19 protein-coding genes and 1 other RNA gene are annotated in these 17,563 nt (G+C 24.6%); 14 read left to right on the forward strand and 6 right to left on the reverse strand.

Annotation, left to right across the window (positions count from 1 at the left end):
* The first annotated feature begins 1 nt into the window (after position 1).
* The 9 genes from BUCISPPA3004_RS00240 to BUCISPPA3004_RS00280 all read left to right on the forward strand — a co-directional run bounded on the left by BUCISPPA3004_RS00240 (position 2) and on the right by BUCISPPA3004_RS00280 (position 6,084).
* A complete protein-coding gene (locus BUCISPPA3004_RS00240; RefSeq protein ID WP_154048751.1) occupies positions 2-691 on the forward strand; it encodes a FliH/SctL family protein in 690 nt (229 codons plus the stop codon).
* 14 nt (positions 692-705) lie between these two features.
* Positions 706-2,070 (forward strand): FliI/YscN family ATPase, encoded by a 1,365-nt coding sequence (locus tag BUCISPPA3004_RS00245; protein ID WP_172598684.1) that lies wholly within the window; start codon positions 706-708, stop codon positions 2,068-2,070.
* 237 nt (positions 2,071-2,307) lie between these two features.
* On the forward strand, positions 2,308-2,532 hold the full coding sequence (locus BUCISPPA3004_RS00250) for a hypothetical protein (protein WP_154048753.1): 225 nt from the start codon (positions 2,308-2,310) through the stop codon (positions 2,530-2,532).
* 115 nt (positions 2,533-2,647) lie between these two features.
* On the forward strand, positions 2,648-3,280 hold the full coding sequence (locus BUCISPPA3004_RS00255) for a hypothetical protein (RefSeq protein ID WP_154048754.1): 633 nt from the start codon (positions 2,648-2,650) through the stop codon (positions 3,278-3,280).
* 129 nt (positions 3,281-3,409) lie between these two features.
* Positions 3,410-3,802, forward strand: coding sequence for a flagellar motor switch protein FliN (gene fliN / locus BUCISPPA3004_RS00260; protein ID WP_154048755.1), 393 nt, complete (start codon positions 3,410-3,412; stop codon positions 3,800-3,802).
* A gap of 35 nt (positions 3,803-3,837) precedes the next feature.
* Positions 3,838-4,239, forward strand: a complete 402-nt coding sequence (locus tag BUCISPPA3004_RS00265; RefSeq protein ID WP_154048756.1) for a hypothetical protein — start codon at positions 3,838-3,840, stop codon at positions 4,237-4,239.
* A gap of 7 nt (positions 4,240-4,246) precedes the next feature.
* Positions 4,247-4,981 (forward strand): flagellar type III secretion system pore protein FliP, encoded by a 735-nt coding sequence (gene fliP / locus BUCISPPA3004_RS00270; protein ID WP_154048757.1) that lies wholly within the window; start codon positions 4,247-4,249, stop codon positions 4,979-4,981.
* Between the two features lie 36 nt (positions 4,982-5,017).
* Complete coding sequence (gene fliQ, locus BUCISPPA3004_RS00275; RefSeq protein WP_154048758.1) at positions 5,018-5,284, forward strand: flagellar biosynthesis protein FliQ; 267 nt, start codon at positions 5,018-5,020, stop codon at positions 5,282-5,284.
* A 41-nt stretch (positions 5,285-5,325) separates the two neighbouring features.
* On the forward strand, positions 5,326-6,084 hold the full coding sequence (locus BUCISPPA3004_RS00280) for a flagellar biosynthetic protein FliR (protein ID WP_269471935.1): 759 nt from the start codon (positions 5,326-5,328) through the stop codon (positions 6,082-6,084).
* Between the two features lie 177 nt (positions 6,085-6,261).
* Here the strand turns inward: BUCISPPA3004_RS00280 and rpmG are convergent, their stop codons facing one another.
* From rpmG to ppa, 3 genes are all read right to left on the reverse strand, one after another.
* Entirely contained in the window at positions 6,262-6,429 is a 168-nt protein-coding gene (gene rpmG / locus BUCISPPA3004_RS00285; protein ID WP_154048760.1) for a 50S ribosomal protein L33, read from the reverse strand.
* A gap of 8 nt (positions 6,430-6,437) precedes the next feature.
* Positions 6,438-6,659 carry a 50S ribosomal protein L28 gene (gene rpmB, locus BUCISPPA3004_RS00290; RefSeq protein ID WP_154048761.1) on the reverse strand — a complete coding sequence of 74 codons (222 nt, stop codon included), beginning with the start codon at positions 6,657-6,659 and terminating at the stop codon, positions 6,438-6,440.
* A gap of 102 nt (positions 6,660-6,761) precedes the next feature.
* Entirely contained in the window at positions 6,762-7,295 is a 534-nt protein-coding gene (gene ppa, locus BUCISPPA3004_RS00295) for an inorganic diphosphatase (protein WP_154048762.1), read from the reverse strand.
* Between the two features lie 279 nt (positions 7,296-7,574).
* On the opposite strand from ppa, the gene BUCISPPA3004_RS00300 reads away from it, so the two are divergent.
* Positions 7,575-8,924, forward strand: coding sequence for a metallopeptidase TldD-related protein (locus tag BUCISPPA3004_RS00300; protein WP_154048763.1), 1,350 nt, complete (start codon positions 7,575-7,577; stop codon positions 8,922-8,924).
* 19 nt (positions 8,925-8,943) lie between these two features.
* Here the strand turns inward: BUCISPPA3004_RS00300 and rnpB are convergent.
* Together rnpB and rsmI are read right to left on the reverse strand one after the other, a co-directional pair.
* Positions 8,944-9,329: RNase P RNA component class A (gene rnpB / locus BUCISPPA3004_RS00305), an RNA gene on the reverse strand.
* Positions 9,318-10,154 carry a 16S rRNA (cytidine(1402)-2'-O)-methyltransferase gene (rsmI, locus tag BUCISPPA3004_RS00310; protein WP_154048764.1) on the reverse strand — a complete coding sequence of 279 codons (837 nt, stop codon included), beginning with the start codon at positions 10,152-10,154 and terminating at the stop codon, positions 9,318-9,320. Before rsmI ends, rnpB begins: the two co-directional genes overlap by 12 nt.
* A 332-nt stretch (positions 10,155-10,486) precedes the next feature.
* On the opposite strand from rsmI, the gene BUCISPPA3004_RS00315 reads away from it, so the two are divergent.
* The 4 genes from BUCISPPA3004_RS00315 to dapE all read left to right on the forward strand — a co-directional run bounded on the left by BUCISPPA3004_RS00315 (position 10,487) and on the right by dapE (position 16,202).
* Positions 10,487-11,704: a beta-ketoacyl synthase N-terminal-like domain-containing protein gene (locus tag BUCISPPA3004_RS00315; RefSeq protein ID WP_154048765.1), complete on the forward strand. Its 1,218-nt coding sequence runs from the start codon at positions 10,487-10,489 to the stop codon at positions 11,702-11,704.
* 227 nt (positions 11,705-11,931) lie between these two features.
* Entirely contained in the window at positions 11,932-12,888 is a 957-nt protein-coding gene (gene tal / locus BUCISPPA3004_RS00320) for a transaldolase (RefSeq protein ID WP_154048766.1), read from the forward strand.
* A 76-nt stretch (positions 12,889-12,964) separates the two neighbouring features.
* Positions 12,965-14,962 (forward strand): transketolase, encoded by a 1,998-nt coding sequence (tkt, locus tag BUCISPPA3004_RS00325; RefSeq protein ID WP_154048767.1) that lies wholly within the window; start codon positions 12,965-12,967, stop codon positions 14,960-14,962.
* Positions 14,963-15,071: 109 nt separating this feature from the next.
* Entirely contained in the window at positions 15,072-16,202 is a 1,131-nt protein-coding gene (dapE, locus tag BUCISPPA3004_RS00330; protein ID WP_154048768.1) for a succinyl-diaminopimelate desuccinylase, read from the forward strand.
* A gap of 255 nt (positions 16,203-16,457) precedes the next feature.
* Here the strand turns inward: dapE and dapA are convergent, their stop codons facing one another.
* Positions 16,458-17,333, reverse strand: a complete 876-nt coding sequence (gene dapA, locus BUCISPPA3004_RS00335; RefSeq protein ID WP_154048769.1) for a 4-hydroxy-tetrahydrodipicolinate synthase — start codon at positions 17,331-17,333, stop codon at positions 16,458-16,460.
* Positions 17,334-17,563 lie beyond the last annotated feature (230 nt).

Consider the following 17,563-nt stretch of genomic DNA (forward strand, 5'->3'; position numbering starts at 1 on the left):
TATGAAAGTTTTTACTAATAATAATTTATGGAAAACATGGCGTTTTAAAAAATCTAAAAAAATATTTCATGTGATAGGTACTCAAAACGTTGAAAAAGATAAAACTTTAAAGCGATCTGATTTTATTAAGAATAAAAATAATTCTTCATATTCTGATATATATCAGAAAGGGTATCAAAAAGGTTTATTAGACGGGTACCGAAAAGGATATTATATTGGCTGGATGCAAGGATTTAATTATTCTTGTGATGCTGTTTTAAAAAATACCGAACAGTGTATTCAAGTACAGCTTTCAAATCTTCTTAGACAATTTAGAACTGCTATTGAGAAATTTAATTGTAATTTTTCGAAACGTTTGATCAATATCGTATTACGTATCTCAAAAATTTTTTTGGATGATGTATTATCAGTTAATAAGCAGTATTTGATTAAAAGAATAAAAAAGCTCATTAAACAATCAAGATATATATTTCAGAAATTACAATTACATGTTCACCCTGATCATTATCGAACTATAATAAATAAATTTGGATTTTTAATGAGTAAATATAAATGGACTGTTATTAGCGATAAAAAAATAGATATTTACAGTTATCGTATTATTACTGCTAAAGAAGAAATAGATGCTTCTTTGTCATCTTTTTGGTTTAGAATTAATGATGCAGCTAATTCATTAGATAAAGATATATAAATGGTGTATTAAATATGTGGTTTCATCGAATCAACAAGTTTGAAAAAAAAATATCATTTATTACTCGTGATTTTTCATATGGTCGAGTATTAAGTGTTAATAATTTAATTATTGAAGCAACAGGAATATATTTACCCGTAGGATATTTTTGTTTTGTAGAACGTATGTATCGTGAAAAATTGTCTAAAGTAGTGTGTAAAATTATAGGTTTTAAAGAAAAAATTATTTTTTTAATACCTATTACAAGTTTAGATGGTATTTTTCCGGGATCTAAAGTTTTTGCAGGATATCATGTCAATCGTAATATTTCTACATATACTAAATTTCCATTTGGAAAGCAGTTGTTAGGTCGCATATTAGATGGTTTTGGTCATCCCTTAGATGATTTTGGAGAGATTAAATCAAAAAAAAAATCTTTTAGTTTTTTTAAATCATTTACTAATCCTTTGCAAAGAATTCCTATTACTAAAATTTTAGATACTGGTGTAAGAGCGATTAATAGTTTATTAACAGTTGGACGAGGTCAGAGAATGGGTATATTTTCTCAACCTGGTTTAGGAAAGAGTATGTTGCTCGGGATGATGTCTAGATATACTGATGCAGATGTAATTGTGGTTTCTTTAGTAGGTGAACGAGGCAGAGAAGTTAAGGAATTTATTGATAATGTTTTAGGTTTTAATAGTTTAAAAAAATCTGTTGTAATTGTTTCTCCAGCAGATGTTTCTCCTATATTTAAAATTCAGTCAGTTCAATATGCAACATCAATTGCAGAATATTTTTGTAAAAAAAATAATCATGTATTGTTAATAGTTGATTCGTTGACACGATATGCTATGGCATATCGAGAAATATCAAATGCAATGTATGAAGTTCCTGTTTTAAAAGGATATCCTGCTTCTATTTTTTCTAATATTCCTTATTTAATTGAACGAACAGGTAATGTAAATAGTAATGGTCGTGGTTCTGTTACTTCTTTTTATACCGTTCTAACTGAAGGAGATGAATATAATGATCCTATTTTAGATATAGCTAAATCTGTATTAGATGGACATGTAGTATTATCACATATTTTATCAGAAGAAGGACATTATCCAGCAATTGATATTGAAAAGTCTATTAGTAGATCTATGCATTCAATTGTAAATTACGATCATTACAAAAAATCTATATATTTAAAAAAATTAATTTCATGTTATCATCATCACAGTGACTTAATTAATTTAGGTGTTTATGCTTCCGGTAATAATAAATTATTAGATGAAGCAATAAGTATATGGCCGATTTTGAAAAAATTTTTACAACAGAATTTTTTAGAATGTTGCACTTATACTCAATCAATTATTGAATTGTCAAAATTATTAAAAAATTTTAATATATAAAATGGTGATATATATGATATATAATATTTCTCGTATCTATATGTTTAAAAAAAAACAAAAATAGATATTAAAAAAAATATTCATTATGTAAAATTTTATAAAAATAAAGAAAAACAAATACAGCAATATTTATCACAATTATATAAATATTATGACCAATATAATGTATATTTATATGAAAAATTTTTCCTTGGAGGTTCGCAATATATAATTAAGGTCTATATACAGTTTTTGCTGATGTTAAAAAAATTTATTTTTCAGCAACATATTTTTTTAAACTATTTTAAAAAAAAAGTTAAAAATAGATTATTTATACATCATAAATTATATTTAAAATTAGAAACTTGGAAGAAATTAGAACTACGTATCAAGAATCGTATTGTACAAAAAAAAATATTAACAAATCAGCGTGAAGATAGTTTAACATGTTCAAATATTTATGATTTTTTACATCGAACATGAATAAAATTATTAATTTTTTTAGTTCTTTCAAATATAAATTATGATATTATATATAAAATAATTTTTTTATTAGGAATAATTATTTCATATTTTATAAACAAAAAAGTTATATATTATGTCTAGACAATCTAAATTTTTATATAAAAAATCTATAATGCATGTTTTACACCGTAAACATTTTATTAACTTTTTTTTAAAAAAACAAAAATTATTTTTTAAAGAATTATTTTTTGATTTTTGTTTTTTATTAAAAAAAAAATTTAATAAATGGTTTTATCATGATGTAAACATAGATTTTTATACTAGTAGTGTAGAATATAATCATGTATGTTTACATCAGATGTATTTAAAATTTATTGGTAAAAATTTTTTTTTAAATGTTCATTCCAATGAATGTTTGATATTAATTTCACGAGTTTTTGCTTCTATGTTTATAGGAAATATATTTGGAAATTATAATATGTGTGTAAACATAAAATGTAGTAATTTAAAATTAACTAAAAATGAAATGACTGTTCTAGATGTATTGCTAGAAAAAATTTTTTTTATTTGTAATACAACTTTTTTAAAAAAAATTTCTTCTTCTATCATTAATACAGGTAAGTATATTACACAGGATTATTTATTATCAAGTAATTTTATATCTAGTTCTTATGTGTGTTTTACTTTTCTAATTTATGTTAATAATCATCAGAATAGATTAAAAATATATTTTCCTAAATATATTTTGGGGGATTTACAAAAATAAATTTTTTAATTTATATAATTTTTTAAGCATATTTATTTTTAATAGAATTTATTTTAAATGTAGATATTTTAAATATTTGTAAAAAATTATTTAATAAAAATTTATAAAATTGTTATTAAGGATATCATAATGCAAGATGGTTTTGAAAAATTGAAAAATAATGACATAACACAAAAAATAAATTTTCTTGATACTAAAGATAAGATATCTACAACTGATACTGTAGATATTAATGGCAAAAACTTTAATCTGACAGATAATAAAAAAAAAATAATTGATGATCTTACATCATATAATTTATCTTTTATGTCGATTCCCGTTAATATTACTATAGAATTGAGTAAAAAAAAAATTACTATTAAAGATTTATTAAGATTATCTAGTGGATCCGTATTAGAGTTAGAAGATAAAGTAGATGAACCATTAAATATTTATGCTAATAAGTGTTTAATTGCTGTAGGAGAACTAGTAGTTCATAATGATAAATATGGTGTTCGTATAATCAAATTATTACAAAATTAATTATAACATAAACTTTTTAATCAAGTGGATAATTTATGAAATTATATAGTTATATTCAATCAAGTTTAACTGATGATATACTTCATGGAACAATAAATTATCTTTCTTACACAGATAAAATTGGTAATTTATGTATTTTTTTTTTCCTTTTCATGTTAGGTGTTTTTTTGTTAAAAAAAATTAAATTATTTTATTTTGCAAATACTTGTAGAAATAGAATGTATATAACGGATAAAATCTATTTGAGTCCTTCTCAATATCTTTGTATACTTCATGTTGAAAAATTTAGATTTTTATTAAGTATTACAGTAAACTCTATTCGTGTTATTCAGATATTACCAGATAGTAAAGAAATTGTTTTAAAAAAAAATAAACCTTGTTTAGGGTATATAAAACTGTTAAATATATTAAAATCTACATTCTTTTGGTTTAGGTGAGGTTATTATGTTATATAAAAATATAGTTTCTTTCTTATCTATTGCCCCAATTTTTTTAACTAAAGGTATTTTGAATAATACAATAAATAATATAATTAACTCTGGAGTTGATATATTGAACTTTTCTATTCAGTCTTCTATGATATTAACACTATTAAGTTTTATTCCAGCATGTCTATTAATGATGACCTGTTTTACGCGTATTATCCTTGTTTTTGGTTTTTTAAGAACTGCATTAGGAACTCCTTATTCTCCACCAAATCAAATATTAATTGGCTTGTCTTTATTTTTAACTTTATTTGTAATGTCTCCAGTACTAGATAAAATATATAAAAAAGCGATTATACCGTTTTATAAAAATGAGATTAATATAAGTGTAGCATTAACTAAAGCGATAAGACCATTACAACGTTTTATGATGAAACAAACGAGAAAATCTGATGTTGCTGTTTTTTTACGTTTAGCTAAAATTTCGCCAACAAAAAATATAGAAAATATACCTATACGAGTACTATTACCTGCTTTTGTTATTAGCGAGTTAAAAACAGCTTTTCTAATTGGCTTTACAGTTTTTTTGCCTTTCGTGATTATTGACTTGGTTGTAGCTAGTATTCTGATGTCTTTAGGTATGATGATGGTTCCACCATCTACAATTTCTTTACCTTTGAAACTAATATTATTTGTTTTATCAGATGGTTGGAAATTATTGATTATTTCGCTTTCAAAAAGTTTTTTTATTTAAAAATTTGTTCTTTTTTTTATTTATATGGATGTTATTATGGATCAAGAATTTTTAAGTACTTTGTTTCAAGATTCTATTAAATTTGCAGTATTATTATCTGCTCCATGTTTGCTATCTGCTTTATTTAGTGGCATATTAATTAACATTTTTCAAACATCTGTACAAATAAACGAACAAACACTGTCATTTATACCTAAAATAATTTCAGTTATTATTTCTTGCATATTTTTTGGACCTTGGATGTTACAACTAACTTTAACGTATATAAAAAATATTTTTCATATAATATCAAGTGTTAATTAATTATTATGATAAATCAATTACTTAATCATCATGTTTTTTATATGAGTAGTACACTATTACTAATAATGATTCGTATTTTTTTTATACTTATTTATTCTAATGTATTTCATTACACTGATACACATTTATCTATAAAAATTTTATTGATTTATTTGATAAGTTATTTATTAATGCCTTTTGTATCTACAAATAATATCAGTAATATACATCATATAGATTTTTTTATAGTAATATGTAATCAAATATTAATAGGAATGATAATAGGATGGTTGTTTCAGTGTGTATTTTCTTGTATAATTTTTATAGGAGAAATTATTAGTGCTCAAGTTGGTTTATCGTTTTCTGTTTTTTTTAATTTTGGGCACCACATTTATTCTTTAATTTTTTCACAATTATTAAGTATTTTTTTTTTATTTCTATTTTTTATAAATAATGGACATTTAAGGTTTATTGTTTTTATAATTAATAGTTTTAGTGTATTTCCGTTAAACGGTATTTCTATATATAGAAATATTTGTTTATCTATTATTAATTTTTCTAATTTAATTTTTATAAATGGAGTATATTGTGTTTTACCAATTTTGTTTTTTTTTTTGATTTTATATATAGCATGTATGCTATTGAATAGAATTTTACCTAATATATCATTATTTTCTTCTTTTTCGGTTATTGTTTTTATTTTTGGTTTAATTTTGTTTAAATATTTTATTTTTCGATTTTATTGGATTAGTACGATTTTAGTAAAAAATTTTTTTTATTATTTAAAAATATATATAATAGGATTATTACATCGTCGATGATTTTTATCATTAATATATATTTTTATTTTAAGTATTTTAATTATTATATATAAATTATTTTTATATTTTTTAAAAGTAAATATGAAAATATTAATATAATATAGTTTATTGGAGATCTGCAGTAGATCTCCGGTAAATACGTATAACATGTATTTTTATTACAAATATTTTAAAATTTTAGTTGATTTTTTTTTCTTCGTACATAACATGTTTTCCATAAATAGGATCATATTTTTTTAATTTCAATCTACTCGTTGTATTTCTTTTGTTTTTAGTCGTCGTGTAAAAGTGTTTACTTTTACTAGTAGACATTAGTTTTATTTTAATTCTATTAGATTTAGCCATATTTTTACCTATATAATATATTTTTTGTATATTTTTTCAATTCCAAATTTATTTATCATTCTTAATCCTTTTGCAGATATTCGTATTTTTATCTTTTTTTTTTCTTTTGGTAACCAAAATTTATGGTATTGTATATTAAGCGAAAATTTTCTTTTAGTTGCATTCATGGCATGAGAACGATTTTGTCCTAACATGGATTTTTTTTTAGTCACTTGGCATATTTTTGACATAATGGTTATTCCAAATAGTTACAATAATTATTGTTATGTGTTCAAATCAATATTTTATTTAAAATAAAAATATTAAAATTTTTATATATTGTATATTTTAATTTATTTTTTATGGTATCTTGCAACTGAACTATTAATTTCTTGATAAGCAAATTCAACATTTTTCCACCCTTGAATTTGCACAGATTTGTTTTTTTCTAGATTTTTGTAGTTATTAAAAAAATGAATGATTTGTTTTTTTAATAATTTTGATAGTTGATTAATATTATTAATTTCAATGTATTCTTGTGTAGTTTTTTTATGTGGAACTGCTAAGATTTTTGTATCTATTCCTTGCTCATCTTCCATACTTAATAATCCAATAGGTCTACAACGGATGATGGATTTTGGTTGTAGAGGATATGGAGTAGGAATTAAAATATCTAATGGATCACCATCTAACGATAAAGTTTGATTTATAAATCCATAATTACACGGATAAAACATAGCTGTAGGTATAAATCTGTCTACATATAGTGCGTTAAAAGATTTATGTAATTCATATTTTACAGGATTAGAATAAGCAGGAATCTCTATAATTCCATATATATCGTAAGGTATATTTTTTCCTGCTGGAATTTGAGAAAAATTTTTCATATTTTTACCATAATTATAAGAATAAATAATTATTTATATTAATTAAGAGATTAATAGAATGACTTTTTTATCAATTAAGCCTGTAAATAAATATATTTAGAAATTTTAATGTAATTAATGTTTTTTAAAGATATGTTAATATATATTGAATATTTTCAATATTTTTATTATTAAATTATTTTGTAAAATATATAGAGTAGATTTTAGTTTTGCAATAAAAATTATTGATATAATATATATCATGTAGATAATATATGAATTTTTATTAAGGATATATTAATGTTATTTTTTCATAATTTACAAAAAGATTTAAAATTTTTAATGCATAATATGCAACATGTTTTATTATTTTTAAAAAAAAAGTCTACTTTTGGTATTATTGAGATAAAAAAAACATACTGTATTTCTATATCTAGTAGATATGGTACTATAGATGATATTGAATCATCTAATTGTACGAATCATGTAGTTACAGTTTATAATAATTGTCGTCGGTCTTCTGTTTTTTCTAATGATATATCTATTTCAGGAATTTGTAAATCTATTGATAAATCAGTTGTTATGTCTAAATATATAGATGTTGATAAATATCTAATATTTCCAGATATAAATTTATTATATAAGAATAATAAAACAATCAGTACATTTTTTCCCAAGTTATTCAGTCTAAAGGAAATTAAGAATTTAGTCAATATTACTGATTTTTATGCTTTAAATTTTGATTCTAAAATTACTAGTACTGAAGGATCTGTTTTTGAATATTTTGTTGATTTAAAAATTTTAGGTAATAGTTGTGATTGGATTGGAACAAAAATGTCTACACGATATTACTTATCTAGTTGTGTTGTTGCCAGTAGTCAAGGTTGTATGGAAAGAGATTTTAGTTACACCACTGCAAGAGATTTTAAGGATTTAGACAAACCAGAGCAGATTGGAAAGAGTAGTGCTCAAAAAAGTATTGCAAAATTAAATTCAAAAAAAATTGCAACACAAATTTCTCCTATTATTATTAAATCAGATATTTCATATGAGTTATTTATTGATTTGAAGCGTGCTATTAATGGATATGCAGTATATAAAAAATCAACATTTTTATTAAATTATATGGATAAACAAATTTTTCCTACCTGGTTAAACGTCTTTGAAAATCCATTTTTAGATAAGGGTTTAGCATCTAATTTGTTTGATAATGAAGGTATAGCTACTATTTCTAGAAAAATTATTGATAATGGAGTGTTAAAAACTTGGTTATTAGATACATATTCAGCTAATCGTTTAAATATGCTAACTACTGGACATTCTGGAGGAATATATAATTGGTTGATATCAACTAAAAGAAAGGTTATTCAATCATTCAATCAAATTCTAGATTTAATGCATACAGGTTTTTTGGTAACAGAGTTATTTGGAGATGGTGTAAATATAGTAACTGGAGATTATTCTAGAGGTGCGTGTGGTTTTTGGATAGATCATGGAAAAATAAAATATCCAGTGCATGGTGTTACTATTTCTGGTAATTTGTTAAATATGTGGAATAACATGATAACTTTAGCAAATGATATTAATTCAAATAACTCAATTCAGTGTGCATCAATATTAATTGATAAAGTACAAATTTCAGGTTTTTGAGAAACAAATATGTATTTTTGCATGAAGTTGATTTATAAGCCGGGTTCTGTTAAAAACAGTCATTTATCTAGATTAATAATTTCTTATTAATTCAAAAGCAGTCTACCCGAAGTAATGTGCGGGTCGCACTCTTCTACTTGACCTTGCTCCTGGTGGAAGTTTACCGAGCCAAAATTGTTACCAATTTTGCGGTGCGCTTTTACCGCACCATTTCACCTGTACCTATTTTAAATATTTTAAAAATATTTAATATTTATATAATATTTTTATATTTGGTAGTTTTTTTTCTGTTGCACTGGTCGTAAGATCACTCTTCCCAGGTGTTACCTGGCACCATACCCTAAGGAGCCCGGACTTTCCTCTGTTAATTATGTAAGCTTAAACAGCGACTGTTCAATCAACTTCATGTAATTTTTTTTTGATAATAGTATTATATAAAATATTTTTATTAAATCCACATATTTTTGCAGTAATTTTTATTGCCGTACTTTTCTGCATGATTTTTTCTAGAATGTAAAATGTTTTAAATACTCTTTTTGATATAATATTAGATATTATAGGATTTGATCCATTAATAATAATAGTAATCTCTCCCTTTTTCCAATTTATTTCATTTTTAATTTTAGGTAACAATTTTTTAACAGTACCACGTTGAATATTTTCCCATGTTTTTGTCATTTCTTTAGCAATTGTAATTTTTCGATGTTCACCCATGATTTTTTTTATTAATTTCATAGTTTTTATTAATCTTTTTGGAGATTCGTATAAAATAATTGTTCTTTTTTCATGACATAAAGAAGATAATTTTTTTTTACACGCAATTTTTGTGTTAGGTAAAAAACCTTCATAACAAAATTGATGAGTTTTAAATCCTGATGCACTAAGAGCTGTAATAGCTGCACAGGCTCCAGGTAATGGTACTACACGAATTTTTTGATGATAAGATTCTTTTATTAACAAATATCCAGGATCATTAATAACAGGGGTTCCTGCTTTAGATACTAGTGCAACGTTATTACCAGATTTTAACATGCTTATATATTTTTTAGTTTTTTCGTTTTCGTTGCATGTATTTAATGATAATAAAATTTTTATGATTGAAAATTTTTTTAATAATATTGATGTATGTTTTATATTTTCTGTAATAATATAATCTACTTTTTTTAATATATTAATAGAACGATATGTAATATCTAGCAAATTTCCAATAGGTGTCGGTACAATGTACAATAAACCTGTTTTGTTTTTTTTTTATACATATTGGTATTTTTCTCTTGTTATATGTTTTTGATTTTTTTACATGCAACTGAGTATTATTTTTAAATAAAAATAAATATTATTTTTAGATTATAATTATTTATATTATAATTGTAATTTATTAATTATATTTTTATTATATAATAATATCATGATTTATTACAAATAAAAATTTTATTAATTGAATTATATATATTTTAATATTTTAAATAATTTATTTGAATAGTTAATTATACCTGTATTTTATATCATAATGATATAGATAGTTTTTTAATTTTTATTAAGTATATTTAAGGGTTTAACTATTGAAAAGAACAGTTATTACAGGTTTTGGAATTATTTCAAGTATTGGTACTACAGAACAAGATATTGTGAAATCTTTAAAAAATGGTATTTCTGGTATAGTTTTTTCTCAAAAAATGAAACAATTTGGTTTACACAGCACAGTTTGGGGTAATCTCTCTCTAGAGAGAATAAAAGAAATACCTTCTAGGTGGTTACGATTTATGAATCCTGCGACCATGTATTCTTATTTATCTTTTAAAGATGCTATTGAGGATAGTAATTTATATCCTGAAATATACATGAAAAATCCTAGAGTAGGTATTATTATAGGATCTGGAAGTGGACCTGCTCAATGTTATACACCTTTATTGAATAAACAAAAAAATAAAACTAGTAAAGTTAGTCCATATTTTGCTATTAAAAATATGCCATCTTCTATTTCTGCTTGTTTAGGAGCTCTTTTTAAAATTCACGGTGTTAGTTATTCTGTTAGTTCAGCATGTTCTACTTCCTCTCATTGTATTGGTCATGCATACGAATTGATTTCTTCTGGTAAACAAGATATGATTTTTGCGGGTGGAGGAGAAGAATTAAGTGTTGAATTAGCATGTCAATTTGATTCCATGAGAACTTTATCTACACATTTTAATAACACGCCTGAACGTTCTTCTAGAGCATTTGACAAAAATCGCGATGGATTTGTTATTTCGGGAGGTAGCGGTATTCTTGTTTTAGAGGAATTAAGTATTGCTTTATCAAGAAATGCTAAAATATATGCTGAAGTAGTCGGATATGGAGCTACTAGTGACGGTTATAGTATAGTACTTCCTTCAGGAGAAGGTTTTGTGCGTTGCATGGAATATGCTACACGAGATATTATTAATTCTGTTGATTATATTAATGCTCACGGTACTTCTACTAAAATTGGTGATAGTACAGAATTACATGCTATAAAAAAAGTTTTTAATATTTCAAAGGTAGATCCATATATATCATCAACTAAGTCTATTACAGGTCATTCTTTAGGTGCTTCAGGAGTTCAAGAAATTATTTATACTATATTAATGTTAAAACATAATTTTATTGCTCCTAGTATCAATATAGATGAGTTAGATTTATCTGCTAACGGCATGAATATAGTAAAAAATGTTATCAATGCTGTTATTAATGTTGCTATGTCTAATAGTTTTGGATTTGGTGGCACTAATGCTAGTTTAGTGATAAAAAAATATTGTTAAAATTTATTTTTTGTTTTATTTAAAAGTTTATTTTAATATTTCTTTATTTTATAATACTATTTTATAGTTTTAGTAAATTAAGACATTATTATGATATTATATAATTAATATATTTATATTACTTTTATGCACTATAAATTTTATTAAACTTTTATAATAATTATATTATTACTTATACTTGTATATATATTATTATTTTTATATGTTTATATTATGAGATTTTATATATGAATCAATTAGAATGTTTAAAAAGATACTCCACTGTAGTTGTAGATAGCGGAGATATTGAATGTATTGCTCAATATAGACCGCAAGATGCAACTACTAATCCAACATTAATTTTAAAAAGTGTTTTATCAAAAAAATATGAATCTATCGTTAATAAAGCGGTTCAATATGCTAAAGAGATAGGAGGATCACAATCACACCAATTAAAGAATGCTAGTGACATGGTTTCCGTAGGATTTGGTAAAGAAATTTTAAAATATATTCCAGGATATATATCTACAGAAATTGATGCAAGATTATCATTTAATACTAGTAAATGTGTTACAAGAGCTATTAAATTAATCGATTTATATCGAGAACAAAACATTGATACCTCGCGAGTTTTAATTAAACTAGCGGCTACATGGGAATGTATTCAGGCTGCTTATAAATTAAAAAAATTAGGTATTTTGTGTAATTTGACTCTTTTATTTTCTTTTGCGCAAGCTCGTGCGTGTGCTGATGCTGATGTTTTTTTGATTTCTCCTTTTGTTGGTAGAATTTATGATTGGTATCAAAAGAACAACATAGATAATCCATATTTTTCTGATTCTGATCCAGGAGTTTTAGCTGTAAAAAAAATTTTTTTTTACTATAAAAAATATATGTATAAAACTATTATTATGAGTGCTAGTTTCAGAAAAGTAGAACAGATTTTAGAATTATCAGGATGTGATCGTATTACGATATCTCCTGATTTGTTGAATGTGTTAAAAAATCAAACATGTAAATTTAATAGAAAATTAGATATTAATAAAATTTCTACTATTTCATCTAAGCCAATACCTTTATCAGAGTCTGAATTTAGATTCTTACATAATCAAGATGCCATGGCTGTAGAAAAATTATCTGAAGGCATTCGACAATTTAGTTATGATCAAATAGCATTAGAGAAATTTTTGTTAAGTGTTTTTTAATTTTCTTGTTTTTTATTAAAAAAATGATTTTTTGATATTTTTATATTTTAAAAAATATATCTTAAAAGGAATATACATGTTATCACGAAAAGAATTATCGAATGCAATACGAATTTTGAGTATTGATGCTATTCAAAAAGCACAATCTGGTCATCCTGGAGCTCCTATGGGAATGGCAGACATTGCTGAAGTTTTATGGCGTGATTTTTTAAAACACAATCCTAATAATCCCTTGTGGGAAAATAGAGATAGATTTGTGTTATCCAATGGTCATGCTTCTATGTTATTATATAGTTTATTACATTTATCAGGATATAATATTTCTATAGATGATTTAAAAAATTTTAGACAATGTTTTTCTAAAACACCTGGTCATCCAGAAATATATTGTACTCCAGGAGTAGAAGTTACTACTGGTCCTCTAGGACAAGGATTAGCTATGGGTATTGGTATGGCCCTTGCTGAAAAATTATTAGCACAATATTTTAATAGAGAAACATTTAATATTGTAGATCATTTTACATGGATTTTTGTTGGAGATGGGTGTCTTATGGAGGGTATTTCTCATGAGGCATGTTCATTAGCAGGTACTTTAAAGTTAGGTAAATTAATTGTATTTTATGATAAAAATGGTATCTCTATTGATGGTGAAACATCTGAATGGTTCACGGATAATACAAAAAAACGTTTTTTGTCATATAACTGGCATGTTATAGAAATAAACGGTCATGATTCAGAAGAAATTATTTACTCAATAAAAAATGCTAAAAAAAATACTATTCAGCCATCATTAATTATTTGTAATACAATTATTGGATTTGGCTCTCCTAATAAATCTGGCAAGTCAAGTGTACATGGAGCCCCTTTGGGAGATGAAGAGACTTCTTTAACTCGTACATATTTAAATTGGTCTTATGATCCTTTCTATATTCCTCAGCATATATATTCTGCTTGGAATGCTGTCAAATCAGGAAATTTGGCTGAAAAATCATGGAAAAATATATTAAAAAATTATTCCATAAAGTATCCAGAATTATATATAGAGTATAAACGTCGTATAAAACAAAAATTACCATATGATTTAAATGTTTTTTTGCAAAAATTTTTGTTAAAAATGAATAGTTTACCTAAAGATATTTCTACTCGTGAAGCTTCGCAAAAAACTCTAGAATATTTCGGTCCTTTTTTACCTGAATTAATAGGCGGTTCTGCTGATTTAGCTCCTAGTAATTTAACTATTTGGTCAGGATCTAGGTCTGTAAATAAAAATAATACTGGTAATTATATTCATTATGGTGTCAGAGAATTTGGTATGACAGCAATAGCTAACGGAATTTATCATCATGGTGGTTTTATTCCATATACGGGTACTTTTTTAGTTTTTGCAGATTATGCGCGTAGTGCAGTTCGCATGGCAGCTTTAATGAAAACACGACAAATTTTTGTTTATACTCATGATTCTATTGGTTTAGGAGAAGACGGACCAACCCATCAACCTATTGAACATATCGCTATGTTAAGAGGAATACCTAATTTAAGTGTGTGGAGACCTTGTGATTCTCTAGAAACAGCAACTGCTTGGTTTTATGGTTTAAATAGAAAAGAAGGTCCTACTGCTTTAATATTATCGCGTCAAAATATAACACAATTTACAAGAACAAAGAATCAAATAAAAAATATATTTAAAGGTGGATATATTTTAAGAGAATTTGGTGATAAAATTAGTATCATTATTATTTCTACTGGTTCAGAGATACCTTTGTCTATTGGTGTTGCTAAAAAAATGTATACTTTAGGTTATCATGTTAGGGTAGTATCTATGGTTTCTACGGATTGTTTTGATAATCAAGATACAATGTATCGTGAATCAGTATTACCTAAAAAAATTATACATCGAGTATCTATTGAGGCAGGAATTAGTACTTATTGGTATAAATATGTAGGAATAGAAGGTTTAAAAATAGGTATTGATAAGTTTGGAGAATCAGGACCAGGTACCCATGTATTTGATATATTTGGTTTTACAGTCAATAAAATAGTAGATCGAATTAAAGAGAATTTTTTTGTTTCATAAGATTAATTTTTTTATTTATTTTTGATACTTTTATATTGTTATGTTAATGATAATTTTTTTTTGAGAATTTTAAAATGTTTTATTATATAAAATCATATTAGGATATGGTATGTGTACCAAAGTACTTAATCTTGCTCAACAATTAATAAATATACCTTCGATTAGTCCGCGGGATCTTGGCTGTCAAGAAATATTAATACAGAGATTACAATCATATGGTTTTTTTATTGAAAAAATGAACTTTAATGATACGAATAATTTTTGGGCATGGAAAGGTTTTGGAAAATCTATTACCTTCTTGGGACATACAGATGTTGTACCTGCTGGAAATTTATTGAATTGGACAACTCCTCCTTTTGTGTCTACCATAAAAAATGGTGTGTTGTTTGGTAGAGGATCAGTAGATATGAAAGGTTCAATTGCCGCTATGTTAATAGCAGTAGAAAATTTCTTAAATAAGAATCCTAATCATAATGGTCGTATATCTTTTTTAATCACTTCTGATGAAGAATCAACAGGTAAAAATGGAATTAAGAAAGTTGCTGCAATATTAAAACAAAGAAATGAAAGAATTAATTATTGTTTAGTTGGAGAACCTACGAGCGAAAAAGTTTTAGGAGATTGTATAAAAAATGGTCGTCGAGGTTCTTTATCAGCTGAATTAAAAATATATGGTAAGCAAGGTCATGTAGCTTATCCTAATTTAGCCTATAACCCTATCCACTACTCTGCTTTGTTTTTAGCAGAACTATCTACTTTATCCTTTGACAAAGGAAATGATTTTTTTGAACCGACTAAACTTCAAATTTCAAAAATATTTTCAGGAAAAAATTATACTACTAACATGATACCAGGAGAATTGAACGTATTTTTTAACATACGGTTTAGTCCTTTAGTAGACGAAAAAACAATCATAAACATAATTAATAAATTACTTATTAAACATTCACTGCAACATTCTATTTCTTGGAAATGTTATGCTAAACCTTTTCTTTCTGTACCCAATAATTTATGCCGTATTTTAATGACTAGTATATACAATAATACTGGGATTACTCCTGTTATTAAAACAAATGGGGGCACTTCAGATGGTAGATTTCTTTTTGATTTATCTGATGAAATAGTAGAATTTGGTTTATTAAGTTCTACCATCCATCAAATAAATGAATGTGTAAATATTTTGGATTTATTACAATTACAAAATATTTATTATGATGTTTTAAATGCTTTGTTTTTATAATTTTTTATATTAAAACAATATATACATTATATATATTTTTGTAATTAAAGATTGTTATTTATTTTTACAAAATAATTTTATATAATTTATGCAATGATAAATATGAATTTTATCATTGCATAAATGCACATACAATATATTTTATATATAATAGTATTCTTTTATATGTTTATTGATATTTTAGTATCATATGTCATTTAAATTAAGTAAGATTTTTGTGGTATCAGTTTAATGATTTTGATATATTTTTTATGTTTATAAAAGTATTGATTGAATAGCTTTTTTTAAAATTTTTTTATTTTCCTGTAACAAGGTTGTCATAGGTAATCTTAATGAATTATATTCTATTAAACCAATATATTTAGCGGCCCATTTTATGGGTATAGGGTTTGTTTCTTGAAATAATAAATGATGTAAAATATTTAATCTAGAATTTATTTTTCTAGCATTTGTAAAATCGCCTTGTAAAGCTAGTTTGCACATCTTATACATATATTCTGCTGCAATATTAGCGGTTACAGAAATTACTCCTATTCCTCCTAATTGAATAAAATCTAATGCAGTTGCATCGTCTCCACTAATTAAAAGAAAATCATTTTTAACTAGTTGTTTAATCATACTGACTCTAGATAAATCTCCCGAAGCATCTTTTAATCCAATTATGTTTTTTAATTTCGATAATTGAGCAATTGTTTGTGGTAATAAGTCGCATCCTGTACGATTTGGTACATTATATAATATTTGAGGTAAATAGGTACTTTCTGAAATTGCTTTAAAGTGAAGGTATAATCCTTGCTGTGTAGGTCGATTATAATAAGGCGTAACATTTAAACATCCAGAAATACCTGATTTTTCAAGTTTTTTAGTTAATATGATGCTTTCTGCGGTAGCATTTGATCCTGTTCCGGCTATTATAGGTATTTTTTCATCTGCAAATTCTAAAGTATTCATAATAACATTTGTATGCTCATTTTTATTCAGTGTAGCCGATTCTCCTGTTGTGCCCACTGAAACTATTGCATTAGTTTTATTTTTAATATGATACTGAATTAATTTTTTTAAACTTTTTTTACAGATATTTCCTTTATCATCCATAGGTGTAATAAGAGCAACAATACTTCCTTTAAACATGTTATGATTCCTTGTTAAAACAAGAATATGTGTATTTTAATACGGTTATGATGATTGATTAACGTGAATAATATTTTTATATTTTAATTGTTAAAGAAAATAATATTTTAAAGTAATATATGGTACGAAAATATAAGTATTTTATACAAATAAGAATATTAAATATTTTTTATGATTTTTTTTGAGTTATTATTCATAATATCTTTTTAGACAAAAGTAGTAACAAAAAT

Origin of the sequence: Buchnera aphidicola (Cinara splendens) (genome assembly GCF_900698975.1) — a bacterium.
Lineage (GTDB): Bacteria > Pseudomonadota > Gammaproteobacteria > Enterobacterales > Enterobacteriaceae > Buchnera_F > Buchnera_F aphidicola_AI.